We start from the raw sequence: 20509 nt of genomic DNA on the forward strand, positions 1-20509 counted from the left end.
AAAGGGGTTGAAGTTGCTGGGTCTGTTTTGATACTCTGAGGTGATTCCCTTGGGCGACCACAACCGAAAAGTGGCCGTCTGTCGCCGCTGTGGTTCGGCATATGCGGCGAGAGAGCTCAGAAATGGACGGCTCCGTCCGATAGGAGTTAACTCCTGTAAGTGCGGATCCCAATCGTTCCACACTCTCGGGTGAATCGTGTCGGCCTCAACCAACGACGCCCCCTCGTTTTTTCGGAACGTAATCACCTGCTGGGCCAGTTCCCGATCAGTGCCGTCTGCGGAGTGATCGGTCACTGTCGCTCACCTCCGTCGGTCGCGACTTCGGCAGCGCCGTCACGACAGACTGCCTGAACCTGCGACGGCAGATCTTCGTAGCTCTCGTTGAACCGCGTCGGATCCTCGAGCGGATCGGAGATCGGGACGTTCTTCCCTGCGGCGCTGCCGTCCGTTAATCGCGTGTACGTGTCGCAGTTCGGGCAGCGATGGGCACGGTCGTTCTTATCGCCGTAGCCGCGCCGGAACTCGGGCGTGACATGCGACCCGCAGGTGAGACAACGCTGGGTGTCGCAGGCGGTGGGATCCCAGCGCTGCATTACCGCTCACCCCCTACGATTTCTGCTATGAAATTCGCCCGAAGGCCCCGGGGTGCGACTTGGGGCAAGTCCAACTCAAGAATTTCCGGGTACTCTCCGAAACAGGAATCCGGGAGTAGAGTTATTTTAACGGCTGCAAACGTGGCTTCTGACTTCTGCCACAATTCGACGAGGAAGGAAGTCCGCCCTCCCCGATTTGAACGGGGGACAAGTCGATCTACAGTCGACTGCTCTACCAGTCTGAGCTAAGGGCGGTTACACCCGTACGTAGCCGCCGTGGACAACATAAGGGTTATCATTCTCGACGACGGCGACCCGTCGGGAGTCACGAACGGCAGAATGATTGATATGGGAGGCGTCATAATGTGGCTGTATCCGGTCCATGAGCAAGATCACGTTTCGCGCCGACGACGACCTCGTCGACGAACTCGAGGCGCTCGAGACCTCCAAGAGCGAGGCGATGCGGGAGGCGCTCCGGGCGTACCTCGAGGACGAGGCGAGCGAGGCGTCGGCGCGGGACGGGGCCGACGGCGACGACGGGGCGCGGACGGACGACACGGCGATCGACGAGCTGGTTCGCGAGCGCGTCGACGAACTGGTGACGGAACGGCTGGCCGAACTAGGCTACACCGCGCACGGGCGCGACGGGCGCGAGCGACAACCGCGCGCGCGTCGACGCCCAGCCGAACCGCGGGACGTGAACGTCACGATCGCGCTCGAGGACGAGCGAGCGCGTCGCGTCGATGACGACGAGACACGGGACCCGGTCTCGTCGCACGCGCCCGCCCGTCCGCAGGCGCAGTCCGACACACGAGCGTCGGACGAGCACGGCCGGGGCCACAACGCGAACCGAGACGATCGCCCGCAGCGACAGCAGGGCGGGGCCCAGTCCCCGACGTCGGACCGACGACGCACGTGCGGCCAGTGCGGCGAGGACGTCGACGGCGAGCACGTCTTCTGTCCCAACTGCGGGGAGAAGGTTTCCCGGCGGTTGTTCTGCGACTGCGGCGACGAACTGCGATCGGACTGGGCGTTCTGTCCCAGCTGCGGGCGTCGGACGCCTTCCGCGGACGTACTCGAGTCGAACGGTCAGCGGTCGTGACTGTTGTAAGACAGTGAGAGTTGCGTCTGACGAAACTTTTATTATCCAAGACAGTATTGCGTTTATTCGCGTAAGACGGTCGTCTTACAGCGGCCGACGGACGTCGGAAACCGCCCGATGTCGGGCGATTCCGGTGTAAGACACGTCGCGTCAGACAGGGGCGCGCTGCCGTCTTACCTCAACGGGGAATACCAACCATGGAGCGTGTGACACTGCGCATTCCGAAACAGCAGATCGAGGAGGTCGAACAGTTAGTTGACTCGGGCGAGTTCCCGAACCGGAGCGAGGCGATCCGGTCGGCCGTCCGCGAGATGATCAACGAAGAGTACGACGGACAGACCGAGCAGTCCCGTCAGCGCAATTGGGCCAAGGTGTAACGATGCAGGATATCGTTCAGGACGCCCTCGAGAACGCCGAACAGGAAGCCCGTCAGATGGACGCCGAGATGGACGGGGACGAGTTCGGCGATCCGCGCATCGTCATCGTCGGCTGCGGCGGCGCCGGCAACAACACCGTCAACCGGCTGTACAACATCGGCGTCGACGGCGCCGACACCGTGGCGATCAACACGGACAAGCAGCACCTCAAGATGATCGAGGCCGACACGAAGATCCTCGTCGGCAAGTCCCTGACCAACGGGCTCGGCGCGGGCGGCGACCCCTCGATGGGCGAGCGCGCGACCGAGATGGCCCAGGGCACGATCAAGGAAGTGCTCGGCGACGCGGACCTCGTGTTCGTGACCGCCGGCATGGGCGGCGGGACCGGCACCGGCGCCGCGCCGGTAGTCTCGGAGATCGCCAAGGAGCAGGGCGCGATCGTCGTCGGCATGGTCTCGACGCCCTTTAACGTCGAGCGTGCACGTACGGTCAAGGCCGAGGAGGGCCTCGAGAAACTGCGCGAGCAGGCCGACTCGATCATCGTGCTCGATAACAATCGGCTGCTCGATTACGTCCCGAACCTCCCGATCGGCAAGGCGTTCTCGGTGATGGACCAGATCATCGCCGAGACGGTCAAGGGCATCTCGGAGACGATCACCCAGCCCTCGCTGATCAACCTGGACTACGCCGACATGTCCACGATCATGAACCAGGGCGGCGTCGCCGTCATGCTGGTCGGCGAAACCCAGGACAAGAACAAGACCGACGAGGTCGTCAAGGACGCGATGAACCACCCGCTGCTGGACGTCGACTACCGCGGCGCCTCCGGCGGACTGGTCCACATCACGGGCGGTCCCGACCTCACCCTCAAAGAGGCCGAGGGGATCGCAGACAACATCACGGAGCGACTCGAGGCGTCCGCGAACGTCATCTGGGGCGCCCGCATCCAGGAGAACTACAAGGGCAAGGTCCGCGTCATGGCGATCATGACCGGCGTCCAGAGCGCCCAGGTGCTGGGTCCGACGACCCAGAAGCAGGCCGACAAGTCCCGTGCGAGCATCGAAGGGCTCGACGACGCCGACTTCGACGCGAGCAACAACGTCGAAACCGCGAAATCGAGTACCGGCACCGGCTACGGCGCCCAGAGCGACGGCGGCCGCGAGGAGGTCGAACAGCAAAACGGCGTCGACGTGATCCGCTAGCCGGCACGTCGCCGTAATACGGTTCGCTCTCGTACTCGGATCCGTTTTCGAACACCTGTTTTCTCGTACCGCACGCCGGCCTCGCTGGCGAGCGGCGGCGATAGTCGGTCTCGGTTCGTGAGGGGATCTCGTTAGTACTGCACGTACTGCGCGTTTACGGCCGTATACGGACGTGAGAACGAGGGCGACGATTGGCAGGGCGTGACCGTTCGACCCGTCGTGCGCCGCTCGAGCCGGTCTCGCCTTCCGACCTCGACTCGAGTTCCGCCGCCGACCGTTCCGCTACCGATGCTAGCTGATCGAAGCCCGTGACGAACGATCCGGACTGCGGCACGCCGAACGATCCGGACCGGCCGACATGCGAGTACCGCGATGCGGACCTGTAAGACGCGTTCAGAGTGACAGAGACAGTTACGCTACACTACGGTAAAACGGCGACAGCCGAGCAGAAGCCGCGACGATCGAGAAACCTGAAGCCGCGTTCAAACCAGCGTCTCGAGCAGCGAGCACTTCCGGCAGACGTCGCGGGTCGTCATCGAGCCGCACTGCTCGCACTCCTGCAGGTCGGCGCCGTCCTCGTCGTCGCCGTCGCCGTTGAACTCCGTCGCTGCCATCTCGGCCAGTTCCTCGTACCCCGACAGGATCGAGTGGCGAGTTCCGGGGTGGTTCTCCTCGAGATCGTAGAGCAACTGCTGGATCTCGCCGCGGTAGGCCTCGCTGGCGTGGGGACACTCGGTGATGTGCGCCGGGAGGTCGTTGAGATGTGCGTAGAGCGCGACTTCCTTCTCGGGGACGTCCCGCAGCGGCTTCGCGCGCGGGATAAAATCGTCCTGCTCCTCGCGCTCCGAGAGCGGGCCGAGGCTGGCGTCGAAGTGTTTGGCGATCTGGGCGACGTCGCCCTCGAGGAAGTTCATCAGCGCCGTCTGGGCCTCGTCGTCCAAGTTGTGGCCCGTCAGCAGGAGGTCGGCCCCGTACTCGTCGGCGTAGCGCTCCAAGATGTCCCGCCGGAAGACGCCGCAGTAGGCGCAGGCGGCCATGTTTTCGGGGTCGTCCTCGACGACATCGTCCATCCGAATGCCGAACTCGTCCTCGTAGCTGACGAGTTCGTGGCGAATGTCGAGCTCCTCGGAGAGTTCGACGCAGGCGTCGACCGACTTGTCGCGGTAGCCCTCGATCCCCTCGTGGATCGTCAGTCCGACGAGCTCGATGCGCGGGTCCTCGGCGAAGGTGTCGTGGAGGATCTGCGTGAGGACGACGCTGTCTTTCCCCCCGGAGAGGCCGATGACCCAGGTCTCGGGGTCGTCGGGCGAGGCGTCCTGCGGCACGAGGTCGTCCCGTCGAACCCGTCGACGAACCCGCTTCTCGACCGACTCGCGGAAGTGGTCCTCGCAGAGGTGTGCCCCCGAATAGGCGGCGTGCATGACCGCCTCGTCGTCACACCGGTTACAGTCCATCGCGGTCAGGTAGCCGACGAACGCGTATGTCCGTTTCGTCTCCCAGCCATCCCGTTCGACCGCTTCATCGGGGCACTCGAGGAGACGCTACCTGGCTGAACGTGTCAGTCGATACGCCTTTTGACGTCCCTTGAGAGGGTGTCCGCATGGGAACGTACGATCGGTCGCCGCCGACGGGGTATCGGCTCATCGACGAGTTCGACGGCGGGTTCGGCTGGATCGCGCACCCCGACGAGGCGGGACTGCGCGCGAGCCACGCCCTCGTCGGGACGGAAGGCTCGCGGGCGCCCCGGTCCGACCCCGATTCCGACTCCGACGGCGGCGACGTCTGGCTGTTCGACCCGCTCGAGGCGCCCGGAATCGACGACGAAATCGAATCGCTCGGCGACGTCGCGGGCGTCGTCGTCTGCTCCGACTACCACGCCCGCGACGCCGGCGCGTTCGCGCGTCGGTTCGACGTTCCAGTTTACGTCCCGGCGTGGCTCGATCGGGTGCCCGACCGCGTCGATGCGCCGCTCGAGGTCGTCGACGGCGAACTCGGCACGTCGGGGTTTACGCTCCGCGAGGCGGCGCCGCTGCCGGGCTGGCGGGAGGCGATCGCGTACCGCCGCGCGGACGCGACGCTATACGTTCCGGATCTGCTCGGCACTGCGCCGCCGTATCTCACCGGCGACGAACGGCTGGCCGTCTACCTCCTCTGTCGGCTTCGCCCGCCGACGGCGGCGTTCGAGGGAATCGCACCCGAGCGAATTCTGCTCGGCCACGGCCCCGGCGTCTTCGACGATGCGGCGGCGGCACTCGCTGACGCGCTCGAGACCGCGCGCCGGGGATTCCCTCGTGCGCTCGTTACGAACGGGCCGACGCAACTACGGGCGCTTCTCGACGCGCTGTAAATCGGGTTTGAAGACGGATCGACCGTCTCAAGCCGGTACTGCCGCTTCCTCGTCCGCTGTTTCCGCTTCGACGGCCTCGGCCCCCTCCTCGAGCGCGGCCAGCAGCGTGTCGATGTGCCGGTCCCGGCTCGCCGAGGAGAACAGTTCGTGGCCCCCGTTGTAGAGGACGACGTGCTCTGCGGGGACGCGCTCGCCGATCGGCCGGAGATCGATGACCGGATCGCGCAGCGAGCAGAAGACGACCGCGTCGTGATCGATCGCGAGCAGTTCTTCTTGGGCGTGGCGCGTCTCGCGGACGAACGCCGGCGACACCCAGCGGGGCAGCGTCGCGAGCTGGTGGTCGGTCGCCTTCTCGCCCAGCGCCGACCGGTCCATCTCGCCGGCGGGGAGGAAGGGAAACGTCGTCGGCACCCGCGAGACTGCCTCGAGGACCGGCTCGGGGTAGGCGTCGCCGTACCCCCACCACGGGCTCAGGTAGACGTGGTTGTCCGCGCCGTCTAAGGCCTGCGCGACGAGCGCGCCGGCGCTGTGGGCCAGCAGCTGGTAGCCGTCGAGGTCGCGGACGTACTCGGCGACCGGCTCGAGCCAGTCGGCTTTGAAGTCGTCGATGTTCGTGGGCAGTTCGAACGCGTGGACCCGGTAGCCGCCGTCGGTCAGCTTCCCGATGAGCCAGCTGACGTTCTCGTGGGTCCAGCGGTTGCCCCAGCCCATGACGAAGACGAGTTCCTCGTCGCCGTCCTCGTTGAAAACGCGGTGTCGCATATGATTCCCTTCGATCGGTGTCGATAAAAAGGTGCGCTCTCGACCGATCCGCGACCGTCTTCGCGCCCGCACCCACTGCAGTTGTGACTGAGAAACGGTTTTGCGCCTCGAGTCCCCAGTTCCGGTAATGACTGGCTTTGACCGCAGCGACGCGGTCGATCGACTCGAGGACCTCGTCGACACCGTCGAGAACGACCGGATGCCCGTGCCGGTGCGGGAGGTCTGGGCGTTCGGCGACGTCGCGCTGGGGCTCGACCCCGTCGAGCGACTCGACGTCTACCTGACGAAAGACATTCTGATGCGCGACGACAGCGTCGGCGACGCGGACGCCGCGAGCGACGCGAGCGGCGAGTACGACGACCCCGAAACGCGGTTCCGCGAGTCCCACGGCGTCGAGGGCGTCGGCAAGTCCGTCCGGGCCGACTGGGCCGCTGAACACCCCGAGTACCTCCGGGCGAACGCCGCCGGCCACGCCGCCCCCGAGAAGTGTCTCGCCGCCCACCTGATCGGCGACGACGACGAGCCGATCCACCTCGAGGTCTGCAACTCCCCCTTCGAGGACAACGTCACCCAGCGCCTGCGCGGCGCGAAGTTGCGCGACGACTACACCCAGTTGCTCGATCCCCGCGGCGTCTGTCTCTGGGCCGACGGCGTGCGCAGCGACGAGGCGTTCCGTAAGCTCCGCGAGAGCGAACTCGCCCTCCCGACGCTGTCGGACGCCCTCGAGATGCTCGGCATGGACGGCGACGAGGCGACCGAGGCGGCCAAAGAACTCCACGCTTGGCGCGAGGATCAGGAGGGCGTAACGGTTCGGGGCGACGTCGTCTGACCGGCTACCGGTCTTCTCGTCCCCGTCCGGTCGACACGTCCTCCAGATTCGCGACGGTCGCCCGAACGCGCTCGAGCAGCGCCGCGGTCGTATCGCGATCGAGGTAGACGGCCCCGCTGCGGCGCTCGTACTCCACCATGCCGGCCTCGGCGAGCGCGGGAAGGTGCCGGTGGTGAAGGTCCGTCTCGAGCGTTTGCCTGTCGCAGTCCTCCCCCGTCTCGGTCGCTACCGTCGCCTCGTCGGCGAGGTAGTCCACGAGTTCCTCGATCGTGACGATGTCGGCGTTCGTTCGCAACGCATACCGACAGAGCGCCCGACGGTACGGGTCGCCAAGCGCGGCGAACCCGCGGTCGATCGGAACATCTTCGTCGTCCCCCGTGTACCTCCCAGTCATCGATCATTACTGAACATGTCTGTCGGTTAGTTACCGCGCGTAAGTATTCACGCTATTTATTAGCGTCCGAAGTTCCTGCTGTGCAGGCCGAAACCCCGAAGGGAGGGCGGGGCCTGTACAACGTACCCACGACGATGATCTTCGCTACTCTCCTGATCGACTATCCCATTCTCCGCGAGACGCTCGAGCGAGTCCCCGACGCGACGGTGACGTGGGAGCAATCGGACCTCACCGGCGACGGCGCCCACCGGACGCTCGTCTGGGTCGACGGCGACGACGACGCGCTCGAGGCGTTCGACGACGCGCTCGAGGCGGATCCGACCGTGGCCGAACTCCTGCGCGTCGTCGAGTTCGACGACCGTCGGCTCTACCACCTCGAACTCACCTGCGAAGGCCATCAAGCGAGCGTCTATCCCATTGTCATCGAGGGGGGCGGCGTTCTGCGAGACGTCACCGCGACGGGCGAGGGGTGGTTCTTTCGCGTCGCGTTTCCGAGCACCGAGACGTTCGGCCGGTTCCACGAGTTCTTCGCCGAGCGGGACCTCGACGTCGAGGTGCGGCAACTGCGTGACGAGTCCGACGCGGCCGGCGATTCGACCACCGCATCGAAGTTCGAGTTCGGCCTGACCGACCGCCAGCGGGAGGCGCTCGTCGCCGCCGTCGACGCCGGCTACCTCGACATCCCCCGCTCCTGTTCGCTGGCCGAACTCGCGGATCGGTTCGACATCTCCTCGAACGCGGCGTCGGAACGGTTTCGCCGCGGCGTCCGAACCCTCATCGAGAACACGGTCTACCCGGACGACCGATCGCGCGACTAAGCCGCGATCCCTCGACGAGCCGCGATCGGAAACGCGGCCGCCAGCGGCCGGTGCTGCCCTCGACGCGCAGGGGTGGGATCACCGACCGTCTCGAGGTCACTCGAATCAGGCGATATCGCGCCGTCGGAACCACCACTGACTCGCGGCCAGCAGGACGAGCGTCATCGCGACGAGCACGCCCGCGTCGACGGGGTCGTAGCTGCTCTCGAGCAGGATCGCGTTCGGATCGAAGTACCGCATCGGCGCGATCGCGCCGACGGCCTCGTAGTCGGTCCCCTCGAGCAGTGACTCGAGCATGAACAGGCCGAAGGTGACTCCGAGCGCGAGCCGCTGGGCGACGCTCGCCCGGTCGACGACGACGGACGCGACGAGGCCGATGCCGGCGCAGGCGAACAAATAGGGAACGGCGAACGCGTGGAGCGCGAGCAGGTCGGCGGCCGAGACGGATTCGTCGACCAGCGCGGCCGCGACGTAGACGACGACCGGCACGACGGCGTTGACGACGACGATCGGGACGGCCAGCGAGGCGAACTTCTCCGCGACGGTTCGGGACCGCGAGATCGGCATCGACAGGAGGACGTCCATCCGCCCGCGTTCGACGTCGCCGGCGATCGTCCCGGCGGCGAGGTAGGCCAGGTAGAGCCCGAGCATGATCGTCCAGCCGAAGACGTAGAGTTCGAAAGCGAGGAAGCCCTCGAGGACGGCCATCGTGCGGATGTCGAACACCTGGATGACTCCCTCGGGATACGCCTGGAGGAACTGTTCGTCGACGTCCTCGAACGAGCCGCTGAACGAGGGGTAGATCCAGACGACGATCGCGGCCAGCGCCGACATCGCGATCGACAGGTAGACGCTCCCCTTGAGACGGTGGCGGCCGTCGTACCGGGCGAGTTCAAGCATCGTCGGTCACCCCGCTCGCGGCGCCCGCGTTTTCCCTCTCCCCCGCCGGCGGCTCGGGCCCGGACGCGGATCTCGCTTCGGCGACGACGTCCTCGCCGTCGCCGTAAAACCGCATGAAAACGTCCTCGAGCGGCGCTTCCTCGATCGAGAGATCGAGCAGTCGGTGCTCGCGAAGCCGCTCGAGCAGCGCGTTGACGTCGCCGGTGAACGTGAACGTACACTCCGTGACTGCGCCGGGCTCGCCGCTGTCCGCCGCATCCGTCTCGCGCGATTCGTCGCCGGCCGACCGATCCCGGCCCGTCTCGAGGTCGTGCACGCCGTCGAGATCGAGCGCCGCCGCCGGGATCGGATCGGCGGCCCGGAGGTGGACGACCTTGCCGCTTCGGTCGAGCAGGGCGTCGACGGGTTCGACCGCGACGAGGCGACCGTCTCGGATGATGCCGACGCGGTCGCAGAGCCGGCGCACCTCGCTCAGCACGTGCGAGGAGAAAAACACCGTCACGCCGCGGTCCCGTTCGGCCCGCAGGAACTCGGCGAACCGCTGTTGCATCAGCGGGTCGAGGCCGCCCGTCGGCTCGTCCAGGACGACGAGGTCGGGATCGTGCATGAACGTCGTCACCAGCCCGAGTTTGCGGACGTTCCCGTGGGAGTACTCCCGCACCTCGCGGTCCAGCGGCGGATCGAACAGCTCGAGCAGGGCCGCGCTGCGCTCGTCGCCCTTGATCGAGGCGTGGAGGTCGAGAATCTCCCGCCCGGTCGCCGACTCGTCGAACGCCGGGTTGTCGGGCAGGTAGCCAAGGTTCCGTTTCGCCGCGAGCAGTTCCGACTCGTCGGTGACGTCGCGGCCGAGCAGCCGCGCGGTGCCGGCCGTCGGCGAGATGAAGCCGAGCAGCGTCCGGATCGTCGTGGTCTTGCCCGCGCCGTTGGGCCCGAGGTAGCCGAAGATTTCGCCCGCCTCGACCTCGAACGTCACGTCGTCGTTGGCCACCACCTCGCCGTAGTCCTTCGTGAGCCCCTCGAGTTCGATCGCGGCCATACCGTCCGCAATGAGGGCCACTACCATGTAGGTGTGGCCTCGCTGACACCGGTTGCGACGCTCGACGGCGCGACTACGACTCCAACCCGGCGCCGTCGACGCGGCCGACGGTGACGAAGAACGGCACCGTCTCCTCGCGCTCGTAGTCGCCGGTTTCCATCTGGTCGACGACGTCCCGGCCCATCTCCCGCCACGCGCTCCGGAGGTCGTCGTACTCCGCTTCCGTCAGCGCGCCCTCGAGCATCGTCTCGCGGTCGTCGGCCAGCCCCGCGCCCGTCGCCTTCCGGCGGGCCTCGAGCAACGCACCCTCGTCGTAGGGCGGTTCGACGGTCCGGACGTGATCGTACCGCCGCGTTTCGAGCACCTCGAGGCCGGCGTCCGCGAAGGCCTCACGGGCGTCGGCCCCGAGCGCGACGTCGGTGTCGACGCCGTCGAGGTAGGCCCGCCGCGCCCGCCGCTCGAGGGCGTCCTCGCGGTCGACGCTCGAGTCGACCTCGACGGCGGCGTTGTTCGGCTCGACGGCGGCGACCAGGTCCGAGGAGACGCGGGCGAATTCGGCCACTGCAGCCGTCGGGTCGGGCAGGTTGATCAACAGCGCCTGACAGACGACGAGATCGAATGCGTTGTCCGAAAACGGCAGTCGAAGGGCGTCACCGGCGACGACCGGCACGCGCTCGCCGGCGATCTCGAGGAGCGCTGGATCGGCGTCGCAGCCGACGACCTCGCACGCCGCGGGCGACTCGTCGGCGAGGACTCGACTCAACTTGCCGGTACCGCAGCCGACGTCTAAGATCCGCCCGCGGGACTCGAGGCTCAGGGGATCGAGGGCCTCCCGGGAGTCGTCCCACATCCCCCGGCGGGTTCGGCGAAGGTAGTCTTCGGAGAACTCGCGCACGGGGCCGAATAGTGGCGTCTGGAGTAAAAACGGGTCGATTCGACGCGAGGTTGACGATCGAGCGACGACTGTCGTCGCTGTGCCGTCGTCCGTTACTCTTCGCGCAGTTCCTTGACCTTCTGAATGTTCCACTCGAAGCCGCGACCGTCTTCGGTCGGCGTCTCGAGCGCGAACGGTAGATCGCGCAAGTCCGGGTGGTTGACGAGGGCCTTCATGCCGTCCTCGCCGATGTAGCCCTCGCCGATGTGGGCGTGTTCGTCCTTGTGCGTGCCGACGTCGTGTTTCGAGTCGTTGAGGTGGATGTACTCGAGGTACTCGAGGCCGACCTCGTCGTCGAACCGCTGGACGGTCTCGTCGACCGCCTCGGGGGTGGTGAGGTCGTTGCCCGCGACGAGCGTGTGGGCGGTGTCGATGCAGATGCCGATGTCCGTCTCGGTGCGGTCGATGATGCCCGCGAGGTGCTCGAACTCGCCGCCGAGCTTCGTGCCGCTGCCCGCGTCGGACTCGATGAGGATCTGTACGTCCTCGGGGACCTCGAGTTCGTCGATGAGACTCGCCGCGTTGTCGAGGCCGCCCTCGACGCCGGCGCCGGTGTGGGCGCCGAGGTGGACGTTGACATAGGGAATCCTGAGCTTGTCGGCGGCGTCGAGCTCCGCCTGCATGCTCTCCTTGGACTTCCGGCGGAGGTCGTCCTTCGGGGTACAGAGGTTGACCAGGTACGCCGAGTGGATCACCCACGGCCCCTCGAGTTTCTCGTCGCTCTCCTCGCGGAAGCCCGCGGCGGCCTCGTCGCTGATCTCGGGCTGGGCCCAGACCTGCGGCGAGGTGGTGAAGATCTGCCCGCAGTTGCCGCCGAAGGCCCGCTGGCGGTGGACGGCGTTGCGGATGTCGTCGTACGGCGGGGTTTCGTCGTCGGAGGAGACGCGCGACCCGGAGATCGAAACGTGTGCGCCGACCTTCATGGTCATGGATTTCCGTCAGTACCGGTTCGTGATAGGTACTTCGGTACTCCGTACGTCGGGCCGTACCGCCGACTGCGCGCTACCGCCCGCTCGCCTCGAGCACCTCGCGCTCGCGAACCCACGCGTCCGATCCGTACTTCCGCTCGGCGAGGTCGCGGGCGGCCTCGAGTTCGCTGTCGCGCCAGTCGTCCTCGTCGGCGTCGCACCAGTCCCGGAGCGCGTCGCCGACCGTCGCGACCGCCTCCTCGCGGTCGATCTCTCCCGCCTGCTCGCGGATGCTCGTCACGCGCTCGGCGAACGTCGCCGGCTCGAGGTCGGCGTCGAAGGCTCCGACGTGGCGCTCGGGCTCGAGGTCGAAGCTGATCGAGCCGTGCTGGATGACGACGTCGCGCTGGCGGTACTGGGCGTTGCCGCTGATCTTCTTCGGTTCCGCATCCCCGCTCGAGTCGTCGGTCTCGTCCGCGTCCGCGGGTGCGGACGCGGGCGCGACGATGTCGTGGGCCGGATGGATATCCCGGAGGTAACACGAGGGCTGGTAGATCGCCTCCTGTTCGGTCGCCGCGAAGTCGGCGTCGACGCCCAATCGGTCGAACGCCTCGAGGACGGGTTCGCAAAACAGCGCGTAACAGTCCATCAGGTCGCCCGGTACCTCGTCGGCCGGCGCGACGATGGTGTAAGAGATGTCCGCATAGCGGTCGTGGTAGATCCCGCCCCCGCCGGTCTGCCTGCGGGTGACGTCGATCCCCTCGCGCTCGCAGTAGTCCCAGTCGACCGTCTCAGCGTCCTGCCGGTAGCCAAGCGAGAGCGTGCTCGGTTCCCAGGAGTAGGTCCGGACCGTCCGGACGCCGTCCTCTATGGCCGTTTCGGCGGCGACCTCCTCGAGGGCCATCTGGGTGGCGCCGTCGCGGGGCTCGTCGCGGATCAGCCGCCACGCTCGATCCGAGAGGTCCGTGTCGTCGGTGTCCGAACGGGCTGTGGCGTCGCTCATACCCGTGCAGTTGCGCTCGAGGCGGTTAGCACTAGGGATCGGACGTCCGCGACCCGCGGTTCTGAACGCGAACCGAGTTCGCCGACCGCAACCGCCGGCTTGGCAGTTCGATCAGAACGTCGACCGCGCATAAACCCGCATACCGGCCTTGCCACCCTCCCGCCGCCGTCCGCCTCCCGAAGGCTTTTGCACCGCTCGGTTCCACTGGGGCCATGTCACAGCCGTTCGAGCCCGGCGTCCAGAGCGTCGTCTTCGGTGACGATCCCGTCGAAATCGCCCTCGAGCGCCTCGCCGCGTCGCCGACCGAGCTCGCGACGCTCGAGCTCTGGGCCGACCACTTCCCCCCGACCGACGACGCCGACGACCTGGCTGCGCTCCAGCGCCACCTCGAGGACGCTGGCCTCGACGTTCGGGGCTACGGCGTCGTCGACCTCGCCGACACCGGCGAAGCCCGCGAGTACGTCGCGTTCGCGGCCCGGCTGGGCGCCGACTACGTGACGGTCAACTACCCGCCGGACCGCGACGACATCACCGAGGAACTGATCGAACTCGGCGCCGAGTTCGAGGTCGACGTCGCGATCCACAACTACTCGTCGATCCACCACGACGACCTCTCGCGGGTGTTCTCCTCGATCGACGACGTCCGCGCGGTGCTCGAGACCTACGACGACTCGCGGCTGGGCGTCTGCGTCGACACCGGCCACTTCCTCGCGGCGGCGGTCGATCCCGCCGCCGTGATCCCGGCGGTCGGCGACCGGATCGTCGCCGTCCACCTCAAGGACACCTCCGACGCGGAACTCGAGGCGCTCCCGGGCGCCGGCGTCCTCGAACTCGAGCGGATCGTCGGCCTACTCGCCGACCACGCCGACTACGCCGGTCCGCTCCCGCTGCTCATCGAGTACGAACTGCCCGCAGAACGAGCGGTCGAAGCGCTCGCGGACGCCGAACGGAACGTGCGCGAGGCGATCAACGCGCTCGAGTAGCACCGCGAGAACGCCGAGTAGCACCGCGACCGCGGCGTGCGGTCAGTACGGCGCGCCACAGCGCGGACAGATCGGCGGCGCGCCGTCGGGCAGGGCGAGTCCGCAGTGGGGACACTCGCCGTCGTCGTCCGGCGACGACACGGTTGCGGCGATCTCGTCGGTCTCGCTGCGAATCGCGTCGATATCGCCGATCTGGGCGGTCTCGCCCGATCCATCACTCGCCGAACCGGCGTCGGGAACGGCGAGCGCGCGGGCCGCGTACCGAGCGCGGTCGGCGAGAAACGCCGTCTCGGCGTCCTCGAGCACCTCGAACTCCGCCTGGAGCACCGACGCCTCGACGTCACTTTCGCTCTCCGAATCGGCGCCGACTCCGTCCGCGCTGGCCACCAGTCCGAGCGCCTCCGCGGCGCGGCCGCGGACGTAGTCGTCTTCGGTTTCGTCCTCGAGTCGCGCCGCGAGTTCGTCGCTCGCCTCGCCCAGCGCGTCGGGTCGCTCGCAGCCGATCGCGACGAGCGCCGTCGCGAGGTGGTACCGGACGAGGTCGCGCTCGTCGTCGAGGTACTCGGCGAGGGTGTCGACGTGGTGGGCAAGCCGCGTCGGCTCGCCGAGGGCCACGCACGCGAGGGCTTTCGCCAGCTTCGGCCGGACGTCAGGCTCGTCGAACGAGAGACCGATCCGCAGATCAGCGAGGATTTCGGGCGAGGCGACCTCGTCGGGGTGTTCGAGTGCGACGTACCCGAGCGCCTCGGCACAGCGCGCGCGGACGTAGTAGAACTCCGCGTCGTCGGCGAGGCGCTCGCCGAGCGCGGGAACCGCCGCGACGACGGCGTCGGGCTCGTTCTCGGCGACGGCGACGAACAGTTTTGCGGTCGTCAGCCGAACCGCCCGGGCGTCGTCCGCGAGAAACCGCTCGAGCGTCGGGACGAGCGGCCGAACCGTCGCTCCCCCCTCGACGAGGGTGCGGAGGTCCCGAAGCGCCGTCTTCCGCGCTTCGGGGTCGGCGTCGACGAGTCGCTCGAGGCACGTCCGCGCGGCCTCGTGCTCGCGCCGCTCGATGAGGGCCGTCAGCCGATCCGCCGCGGGGACTGCTGTCGAATCGTCCATCGATACCGATCGTGTCTGCGACTTCTGTCGACTAACTAATAAATACTCCGCTCGAGGGCGACGCCCCTACCGTCGCACCCGAACCGGCCGTTCGGCCCGGACGAACGGCTCCGAATCCGCGGACTCCGCGAAGGCGAGAGCGCCAGACGGGCCGGTGCGGACGTCCCACGCCGGGAGTTCGGGGATGCCGTACGCGGCCGGCTCGCGGTAGCGGTGCGCGATCGTCCAGCACCGGGCGCGCATCGACGACTTGCTCGTGGTGGCCTCCGCGGCCGTTTCGGCTGCCGATTCGTCCCCGGCCCCGCGCTCGCTGTCGGCGTCCCGCTCACGCTCGCTCTCACTCATCGTCAAACGCCCCCGTGACGATGTCCGCGACCCGCTGGCGGTCGAACAGCTGTTCGTCGCCGAACTCGTCGGGATAGAGCCCCTGGGCGGCCCGCTCGAGCTGGAACAGGTGGATGATCGGCCCCTGGTACGTGAGCCCGCCGTAGACGATCCGATCGTTCTGAACCGCTTGCAACTCGCTGGCGACCTCGTGATCGCGAAGGTGCGAGGCGATCTCCGACTCGAAGTACTCCTCGGTGATCTCCCCTTGCAGCCTGATCGCGAGGACGTCCGGATCGATCTCGAGCAGGGTCTCGTAGTCGATTTCGCCGCCGCCGGCCTGCGCGTCGGTGACGCCGTGATCGGCGAGCGCGTCGCCGACCGCGAGGTCGCGCCAGTGTTTGGACTGGATGCCGTCGCCGATGCGGTACGGGTAGAACGACTCGGGCGGGACCTCGGCCGGGTACAGGACCGCGACGTCGGGCGTCTCCGCGGGCAATCGCGACCGGACGTCCGACACGACCTCGTCGTGCAGTTCCGCGAAGGCCTCGTAGCGGGCCCGCTCCTGGAACACCTCGGCGACCTTCTCGAAAGCCTCGTACAGGCCGTAGTACCGGTAGTCGTGCCAGTCGTAGACGCGCGTGAAACTCGTGTTGCCGACGAACGGGCCGACCTGCGCGGCGATCTCGTCGACGTCGCGTCGGTCCCACTCGAGGCGGTTGATCATGAAGTTCGGATCGATGAGGTGAACGTCCGCGCCGAGTTCGTAGAACCGTTCTTTCCCGGTGCCGTCCTGCCAGAGTTCGGCGAGTTCGCCCTCGTCGACCGAAACGTCCGGGAGCTCCTCGTAGAGGTGCGTTCCAAACCGTGCCCGGACGCCGATCGCGGCGAGCCCGTCGGCCTGGCCGAGCGCGACGCCCATGTCGGCGTAGTCGCCGGTGTAGGGGACCCACGTCTCCGGGACCTCGTCGAACTCCACGGTCCCGACCGGCTCCATCGTCACCGAGTACGAGCCGTCCGATTCTCCGGCCGACTCGTTCGTCAAGGCGGCCTCGTTCGAGTCGCCGGGCGCGTCCGACCCGTTCCCGCCGGTACAGCCAGCGAGGAGGCTCCCGCCCACGGCCGCGCCGCCGTACTTGATCGCCTCCCGTCGCGTCGGTGCGTCGGTCTGTCTCGCGTCGCGCATGCTCTTTAGGCTCGCCTAAATAACTAAATCGCTTTCGAATGTTAGGCGAACCTAAATCGATACCGACGGCGCGTCTCGAGCGGCTCCGCACCGATCGCAGTGAACCGGTTCGGATCGATTTCGTATATCGGAATTCAGTTTATGCCGTGGCGATCGCCGGATACCGGCCGTCCCAATCGCTCGAAAGCCGTCTCGAACCGACGATCGATCCCGATTGCCTCGAGCGCGCGTCACGACGTTTTTACGTACTCGCCGGCTACCCGACGCTATGGTGCGGAACGTCGCCGGGTTACTCCCGGAACTCGAGGAGGAAGACTTCTATCTCCTGTCGGGGGTCGAGCAGGGGATGCGCTTCTCCGAGTGGGTCCAGCGGGAGAAGCTCCCGGAGTTCGCGAACCTGACCGAAGAGGAGGTCGACTACCGCCTCGAGCGCTGTCTCAAGCGCGGGTTGATCGAGAAAAAGACCATCCAGTACGAGGGATACACCCTCCAGTTCGAAGGGTACGATACGCTCGCGCTGCGGGCGCTCGTCCAGCGCGACACCATCTCCGAGTTCGGCTCCCCCCTCGGCGTCGGCAAGGAGAGCGACGTCTACGAGGTCCGGTCGTACAAGCCGCTCGCGCTGAAGTACCACCGCGAGGGGTACACCAACTTCCGGGAGGTCCACAAGGAACGCGACTACGCGTCCGATCGGGAGCACGTCTCCTGGATGTACACCGCCCGGAAGGCAGCCGAGCGCGAGTCCGACATCCTCGAGGAGCTGTACCCGGACGTCTCGGTGCCGCGGCCGATCGACCAGAACCGCCACGCCATCGTCATGGAGAAGATGGACGGCGTCGAGCTCTCGCGGACGAAACTCGACGACGACCAGGTGCTCGGCGTCCTCGATCTCCTGCTGTCCGAGATCGCGCGCGCACACGAGCACGGCTACGTCCACGCGGACATGAGCGAGTACAACGTCTTCGTCAGCGAGGCGGGCGTGACGATCTTCGACTGGCCCCAGGCCGTCCCGACCGATCACGAAAACGCCGCGGACTTCCTCCGGCGGGACCTCTCGAACGCGATCGGCTACTTCCGGCGCAAGTACCCCCAGCACGTCCCGGACGACCTCGAGGCCGAGGAGATCGCCCGCGCGATCGAAGACGAGGCGTTCGACTCGGTGACGTTTATCGACTAGCGGCCCTCTCGTTTCCGAAGCCGCGGCCAGGTCGCTCGTTCTGCGATCGGCGAATCGAACGTGCAGCGGAATCGCCGACGGTTTTCAGCGATATCGCCGTTCCTGTGGGCGTCCGCTCCAGTTCAATGCGGATCGCCAATTTCCGGTGATAAATCTAATATCGATATACGAAATTGGGGGCGATCGAGTAGCGATCCGAGTCGCCGGATCGACGAGCGACGTTCGCATTCGGCCGATCGCTCGAGAAAAAGCAACGCAAACGGCCTCAAACCGCGTCGCGAAGCGCGCAGACCGATCGTCCGCCCCGACGTACAAAGTATCGCCGGCGACCGTTCGGGGACCATTTTCCACATCTACACACCTATTCACATTGTTTATCTGACCACTCCGGTCGTGCAGTCGGTCGACGCGATGGGATGGGGATACGGAACCACACCCCGTTTCGGCGGTTCGAAGCGCTTATACGGGAACGATGGGTACGTTCGGGCAACTCGCTGGGTCGCGGGCGCCAGCGGGCACCTGTCACGCGGCGTCGCGGTCGACGCGGCGCGGCCACAGGTCGGGATGTGATCTCGAGGATCGAGATTGAACCAGGAAACGCCCGCAGGTGATACGCATGGCACGGAGCTTCTACTCCCACATCAAGGACGCATGGAAGGACCCCGACGACGGCAAGCTCGGGGAGCTGCAGTGGCAGCGAAAGCAGGAGTGGCGCAAGCAGGGCGCCATCGAGCGCATCGAGCGCCCGACCCGCCTCGACAAGGCGCGCGAACTCGGCTACAAGGCCAAGCAGGGCATCGTCGTGGCCCGCGTGTCGGTCCGTAAAGGGACCGCCCGCAAGCGACGCTTCAAGGCCGGTCGCCGATCCAAGCGCCAGGGTGTCAACCGCATCGGGCGGCGCAAGAACATCCAGCGCATCGGCGAGGAGCGCGTCTCCCGGAAGTACCCCAACCTGCGGGTGCTCAACAGCTACTGGGTCGGCGAAGACGGCAGCCAGAAGTGGTTCGAAGTGATCCTCGTGGATCCGAACCACCCGGCGATCGAGAACGACGACGACCTCAACTGGATCTGCGACGACGCCCACCAGAACCGCGCGTTCCGCGGACTGACGAACGCCGGCAAGGACAACCGCGGTCTCAACAACCGCGGCAAGGGCGCCGAGAAGGTCCGTCCGTCCAACACCGGCGGACGAGGCCGCGCGAAGTAACCCGCTTCGCATCGCCGAGCAGTCGGTTTTCGACGCCGCAGTTCACTCTCCGATTTTTCGAGTCGCCGTCACGTTCCCGATCAGTGCCAACTGTGGAAGGAACTTAAGTCCCGACCGGCGTACTGTCGGGCATGCCAAACCGCGTGCTCGTTCCGATCGACGACTCGAAGCAATCGACCGAGGCCCTCGAGTTCGCCTCCACCGAGTACCCGGACGCCGAGATCATCGCCTTGCACGTCCTCGATCCGGGCGATTTCTACGCCGCGACGGGCGTCGAGGGCGGGACGGTGGCCAACTACGACCAACTGCAGGAACACCACGAGGAGCGAGCCGAGACCCTGCTCGAGGAGGCCCGCGAGGAGGCGGCCGAGCATGGCGTCGAGATCGAGACGGACCACGTCGTCGGCGGCGTCTCGCGGTCGATCGTCGATTATGCGGACGAACACGACGTCGACCACATCGTGATCGGCAGCCACGGCCGAACGGGAGCGAGCAGAATTCTCCTCGGTAGCGTCGCAGAGACGGTCGCCCGGCGGTCGCCGGTACCGGTGACGATCGTTCGCTAATCCGATCGGCTGTCTCGAGATCGGACGGCGTTACTCGCGATCCTCGACCGTCGTCAGCGCGCCGACCGGCGCGTCCGTGCGCTCTCGAGCGCGTTCGATGCCGTCGTCGCCGGCCGCGATGAGCGCGAAGACGCCGGCGACGTCGGCCCGTGCGGTCGTCACGATATCGAGCAGGAGCTCCTGGGTCTCGCCCGAGCGGATGAGGTCGTCGACGACGAGCACGGATTCGCCGGAATCGATGGCCGACTCCGGCAGATAGTACGTCAGTTCGATCCCCGACTGGAGCCGCTGGCGGGCCTCGATGAACTCCTCGACGGCGGTTTCCTTGCTCTTTTTCGCATAGGCGCAGCGGACGCCGTAGTAGCTCGCCAGCGACGCCGCGAGCGTGATCCCGTCGGTCGCGGCGGTGAGCACGACGTCCGGCCGGTCGAAGTCGAACCCCTCGGCGACGACGGGCGCGACGAGGTCGAGGAACGGCTGATCGAAGACCGCGGCGGAGTTGTCGACGTACCCCTCCTCGTCGACGCGAATACGCGCGTTGAGCTCGGAAGCGAGCGCTTCCCGGCCGAGATCCTCGACGATCTCGCGGGCCCGGTCGGTGCCGGGGAGAACGTGCCCGTTGACGTACCGGTTAAGATCGCCGGCCGGGAGCCCCGTCGTCTCCGCGAGTTCGTCGTAGGTCCGCGTCTCCTTCAGCATTCGCAACACGTCGACGGCCCGCAACTGGAGGGCTGCCTTCTCTGCTCTGTTCATAGTT

23 protein-coding genes and 1 tRNA gene are annotated in these 20509 nt (G+C 67.0%); 10 read left to right on the forward strand and 14 right to left on the reverse strand.

All coding sequences use genetic code 11. From position 1 onward, the window contains the following. Positions 1–290: 290 nt before the first annotated feature. Together ACYQ26_RS08980 and ACYQ26_RS08985 are read right to left on the reverse strand one after the other, a co-directional pair. Positions 291–593, reverse strand: a complete 303-nt coding sequence (locus ACYQ26_RS08980) for a DUF7563 family protein (RefSeq protein ID WP_459808558.1) — start codon at positions 591–593, stop codon at positions 291–293. Between the two features lie 181 nt (positions 594–774). Beyond that, positions 775–848 (reverse strand) — tRNA-Tyr (locus ACYQ26_RS08985). A 127-nt stretch (positions 849–975) separates the two neighbouring features. On the opposite strand from ACYQ26_RS08985, the gene ACYQ26_RS08990 reads away from it, so the two are divergent. The 3 genes from ACYQ26_RS08990 (at position 976) to ftsZ (ending at position 3274) form a co-directional block, all read left to right on the forward strand. Continuing rightward, positions 976–1695, forward strand: a complete 720-nt coding sequence (locus ACYQ26_RS08990) for a double zinc ribbon domain-containing protein (RefSeq protein WP_459808559.1) — start codon at positions 976–978, stop codon at positions 1693–1695. Positions 1696–1892: 197 nt separating this feature from the next. Then, on the forward strand, positions 1893–2072 hold the full coding sequence (locus ACYQ26_RS08995; protein ID WP_013879759.1) for a transcriptional regulator CdrS: 180 nt from the start codon (positions 1893–1895) through the stop codon (positions 2070–2072). Between the two features lie 2 nt (positions 2073–2074). Beyond that, positions 2075–3274: a cell division protein FtsZ gene (gene ftsZ, locus ACYQ26_RS09000; RefSeq protein ID WP_459808560.1), complete on the forward strand. Its 1200-nt coding sequence runs from the start codon at positions 2075–2077 to the stop codon at positions 3272–3274. A 482-nt stretch (positions 3275–3756) separates the two neighbouring features. Here the strand turns inward: ftsZ and ncsA are convergent, their stop codons facing one another. Further along, complete coding sequence (gene ncsA, locus ACYQ26_RS09005) at positions 3757–4728, reverse strand: tRNA 2-thiolation protein NcsA (protein ID WP_459808561.1); 972 nt, start codon at positions 4726–4728, stop codon at positions 3757–3759. A gap of 146 nt (positions 4729–4874) precedes the next feature. Between ncsA and ACYQ26_RS09010 the strand changes: the two genes are divergently transcribed. Beyond that, positions 4875–5621, forward strand: a complete 747-nt coding sequence (locus tag ACYQ26_RS09010) for a hypothetical protein (protein WP_459808562.1) — start codon at positions 4875–4877, stop codon at positions 5619–5621. 27 nt (positions 5622–5648) lie between these two features. Here the strand turns inward: ACYQ26_RS09010 and ACYQ26_RS09015 are convergent, their stop codons facing one another. Next, entirely contained in the window at positions 5649–6383 is a 735-nt protein-coding gene (locus ACYQ26_RS09015) for an alpha/beta hydrolase (protein ID WP_459808563.1), read from the reverse strand. Positions 6384–6510: 127 nt separating this feature from the next. Here ACYQ26_RS09015 and ACYQ26_RS09020 point away from each other — a divergent pair, with 127 nt between their 5' ends. Beyond that, on the forward strand, positions 6511–7212 hold the full coding sequence (locus ACYQ26_RS09020) for a DUF7095 family protein (protein ID WP_459808564.1): 702 nt from the start codon (positions 6511–6513) through the stop codon (positions 7210–7212). 4 nt (positions 7213–7216) lie between these two features. On the opposite strand, the gene ACYQ26_RS09025 is transcribed toward ACYQ26_RS09020, so the two are convergent. Then, on the reverse strand, positions 7217–7606 hold the full coding sequence (locus tag ACYQ26_RS09025; protein ID WP_459808565.1) for a DUF7344 domain-containing protein: 390 nt from the start codon (positions 7604–7606) through the stop codon (positions 7217–7219). Positions 7607–7686: 80 nt separating this feature from the next. Here ACYQ26_RS09025 and ACYQ26_RS09030 point away from each other — a divergent pair, with 80 nt between their 5' ends. Then, positions 7687–8424 (forward strand): helix-turn-helix domain-containing protein, encoded by a 738-nt coding sequence (locus ACYQ26_RS09030; protein ID WP_459808566.1) that lies wholly within the window; start codon positions 7687–7689, stop codon positions 8422–8424. A gap of 105 nt (positions 8425–8529) precedes the next feature. On the opposite strand, the gene ACYQ26_RS09035 is transcribed toward ACYQ26_RS09030, so the two are convergent. From ACYQ26_RS09035 to ACYQ26_RS09055, 5 genes are all read right to left on the reverse strand, one after another. Continuing rightward, on the reverse strand, positions 8530–9324 hold the full coding sequence (locus ACYQ26_RS09035; RefSeq protein WP_459808567.1) for an ABC transporter permease subunit: 795 nt from the start codon (positions 9322–9324) through the stop codon (positions 8530–8532). Further along, positions 9317–10360 (reverse strand): ABC transporter ATP-binding protein, encoded by a 1044-nt coding sequence (locus ACYQ26_RS09040; RefSeq protein ID WP_459808568.1) that lies wholly within the window; start codon positions 10358–10360, stop codon positions 9317–9319. The genes ACYQ26_RS09035 and ACYQ26_RS09040 overlap by 8 nt, the downstream gene beginning before the upstream one ends. Before the next feature lie 73 nt (positions 10361–10433). Continuing rightward, positions 10434–11255: a class I SAM-dependent methyltransferase gene (locus ACYQ26_RS09045; RefSeq protein WP_459808569.1), complete on the reverse strand. Its 822-nt coding sequence runs from the start codon at positions 11253–11255 to the stop codon at positions 10434–10436. 92 nt (positions 11256–11347) lie between these two features. Next, positions 11348–12217: a deoxyribonuclease IV gene (locus ACYQ26_RS09050; RefSeq protein WP_459810733.1), complete on the reverse strand. Its 870-nt coding sequence runs from the start codon at positions 12215–12217 to the stop codon at positions 11348–11350. 79 nt (positions 12218–12296) lie between these two features. Next, positions 12297–13205, reverse strand: coding sequence for a lipoate--protein ligase family protein (locus tag ACYQ26_RS09055; protein ID WP_459808570.1), 909 nt, complete (start codon positions 13203–13205; stop codon positions 12297–12299). A 212-nt stretch (positions 13206–13417) separates the two neighbouring features. Between ACYQ26_RS09055 and ACYQ26_RS09060 the strand changes: the two genes are divergently transcribed. Next, complete coding sequence (locus tag ACYQ26_RS09060) at positions 13418–14188, forward strand: sugar phosphate isomerase/epimerase family protein (RefSeq protein WP_459808571.1); 771 nt, start codon at positions 13418–13420, stop codon at positions 14186–14188. 42 nt (positions 14189–14230) lie between these two features. On the opposite strand, the gene ACYQ26_RS09065 is transcribed toward ACYQ26_RS09060, so the two are convergent. The 3 genes from ACYQ26_RS09065 to ACYQ26_RS09075 all read right to left on the reverse strand — a co-directional run bounded on the left by ACYQ26_RS09065 (position 14231) and on the right by ACYQ26_RS09075 (position 16802). Then, a complete protein-coding gene (locus ACYQ26_RS09065) occupies positions 14231–15292 on the reverse strand; it encodes a hypothetical protein (RefSeq protein ID WP_459808572.1) in 1062 nt (353 codons plus the stop codon). A 66-nt stretch (positions 15293–15358) separates the two neighbouring features. Continuing rightward, positions 15359–15637, reverse strand: a complete 279-nt coding sequence (locus ACYQ26_RS09070) for a hypothetical protein (RefSeq protein ID WP_459808573.1) — start codon at positions 15635–15637, stop codon at positions 15359–15361. Continuing rightward, on the reverse strand, positions 15630–16802 hold the full coding sequence (locus tag ACYQ26_RS09075; RefSeq protein ID WP_459808574.1) for an ABC transporter substrate-binding protein: 1173 nt from the start codon (positions 16800–16802) through the stop codon (positions 15630–15632). The genes ACYQ26_RS09070 and ACYQ26_RS09075 overlap by 8 nt, the downstream gene beginning before the upstream one ends. Before the next feature lie 268 nt (positions 16803–17070). Here ACYQ26_RS09075 and ACYQ26_RS09080 point away from each other — a divergent pair, with 268 nt between their 5' ends. The 3 genes from ACYQ26_RS09080 to ACYQ26_RS09090 all read left to right on the forward strand — a co-directional run bounded on the left by ACYQ26_RS09080 (position 17071) and on the right by ACYQ26_RS09090 (position 19752). After that, positions 17071–17979 (forward strand): serine/threonine-protein kinase RIO2, encoded by a 909-nt coding sequence (locus ACYQ26_RS09080; protein ID WP_459808575.1) that lies wholly within the window; start codon positions 17071–17073, stop codon positions 17977–17979. A gap of 616 nt (positions 17980–18595) precedes the next feature. Next, entirely contained in the window at positions 18596–19186 is a 591-nt protein-coding gene (locus ACYQ26_RS09085) for a 50S ribosomal protein L15e (protein WP_459808576.1), read from the forward strand. Between the two features lie 131 nt (positions 19187–19317). Further along, positions 19318–19752, forward strand: a complete 435-nt coding sequence (locus ACYQ26_RS09090) for a universal stress protein (protein WP_459808577.1) — start codon at positions 19318–19320, stop codon at positions 19750–19752. A 30-nt stretch (positions 19753–19782) separates the two neighbouring features. Here ACYQ26_RS09090 and ACYQ26_RS09095 read toward each other — a convergent pair whose 3' ends face one another. Next, positions 19783–20505, reverse strand: a complete 723-nt coding sequence (locus ACYQ26_RS09095) for a phosphoribosyltransferase family protein (RefSeq protein ID WP_459808578.1) — start codon at positions 20503–20505, stop codon at positions 19783–19785. Positions 20506–20509: the final 4 nt, after the last annotated feature.

Source organism: Halopiger thermotolerans, assembly GCF_054654555.1.

What these genes read in the sequence shown, in the direction of transcription:
- ACYQ26_RS08980 (WP_459808558.1), bottom strand. Translation starts at nt 593, where the DNA reads ATGCAGCGCTGGGATCCCACCGCCTGCGACACCCAGCGTTGTCTCACC.
- ACYQ26_RS08990 (WP_459808559.1), top strand. Translation starts at nt 976, where the DNA reads ATGAGCAAGATCACGTTTCGCGCCGACGACGACCTCGTCGACGAACTC.
- ACYQ26_RS08995 (WP_013879759.1), top strand. Translation starts at nt 1,893, where the DNA reads ATGGAGCGTGTGACACTGCGCATTCCGAAACAGCAGATCGAGGAGGTC.
- ftsZ (WP_459808560.1), top strand. Translation starts at nt 2,075, where the DNA reads ATGCAGGATATCGTTCAGGACGCCCTCGAGAACGCCGAACAGGAAGCC.
- ncsA (WP_459808561.1), bottom strand. Translation starts at nt 4,728, where the DNA reads ATGGACTGTAACCGGTGTGACGACGAGGCGGTCATGCACGCCGCCTAT.
- ACYQ26_RS09010 (WP_459808562.1), top strand. Translation starts at nt 4,875, where the DNA reads ATGGGAACGTACGATCGGTCGCCGCCGACGGGGTATCGGCTCATCGAC.
- ACYQ26_RS09015 (WP_459808563.1), bottom strand. Translation starts at nt 6,383, where the DNA reads ATGCGACACCGCGTTTTCAACGAGGACGGCGACGAGGAACTCGTCTTC.
- ACYQ26_RS09020 (WP_459808564.1), top strand. Translation starts at nt 6,511, where the DNA reads ATGACTGGCTTTGACCGCAGCGACGCGGTCGATCGACTCGAGGACCTC.
- ACYQ26_RS09025 (WP_459808565.1), bottom strand. Translation starts at nt 7,606, where the DNA reads ATGACTGGGAGGTACACGGGGGACGACGAAGATGTTCCGATCGACCGC.
- ACYQ26_RS09035 (WP_459808567.1), bottom strand. Translation starts at nt 9,324, where the DNA reads ATGCTTGAACTCGCCCGGTACGACGGCCGCCACCGTCTCAAGGGGAGC.
- ACYQ26_RS09040 (WP_459808568.1), bottom strand. Translation starts at nt 10,360, where the DNA reads ATGGCCGCGATCGAACTCGAGGGGCTCACGAAGGACTACGGCGAGGTG.
- ACYQ26_RS09050 (WP_459810733.1), bottom strand. Translation starts at nt 12,217, where the DNA reads ATGAAGGTCGGCGCACACGTTTCGATCTCCGGGTCGCGCGTCTCCTCC.
- ACYQ26_RS09055 (WP_459808570.1), bottom strand. Translation starts at nt 13,205, where the DNA reads ATGAGCGACGCCACAGCCCGTTCGGACACCGACGACACGGACCTCTCG.
- ACYQ26_RS09060 (WP_459808571.1), top strand. Translation starts at nt 13,418, where the DNA reads ATGTCACAGCCGTTCGAGCCCGGCGTCCAGAGCGTCGTCTTCGGTGAC.
- ACYQ26_RS09065 (WP_459808572.1), bottom strand. Translation starts at nt 15,292, where the DNA reads ATGGACGATTCGACAGCAGTCCCCGCGGCGGATCGGCTGACGGCCCTC.
- ACYQ26_RS09070 (WP_459808573.1), bottom strand. Translation starts at nt 15,637, where the DNA reads ATGAGTGAGAGCGAGCGTGAGCGGGACGCCGACAGCGAGCGCGGGGCC.
- ACYQ26_RS09075 (WP_459808574.1), bottom strand. Translation starts at nt 16,802, where the DNA reads ATGCGCGACGCGAGACAGACCGACGCACCGACGCGACGGGAGGCGATC.
- ACYQ26_RS09080 (WP_459808575.1), top strand. Translation starts at nt 17,071, where the DNA reads ATGGTGCGGAACGTCGCCGGGTTACTCCCGGAACTCGAGGAGGAAGAC.
- ACYQ26_RS09085 (WP_459808576.1), top strand. Translation starts at nt 18,596, where the DNA reads ATGGCACGGAGCTTCTACTCCCACATCAAGGACGCATGGAAGGACCCC.
- ACYQ26_RS09090 (WP_459808577.1), top strand. Translation starts at nt 19,318, where the DNA reads ATGCCAAACCGCGTGCTCGTTCCGATCGACGACTCGAAGCAATCGACC.
- ACYQ26_RS09095 (WP_459808578.1), bottom strand. Translation starts at nt 20,505, where the DNA reads ATGAACAGAGCAGAGAAGGCAGCCCTCCAGTTGCGGGCCGTCGACGTG.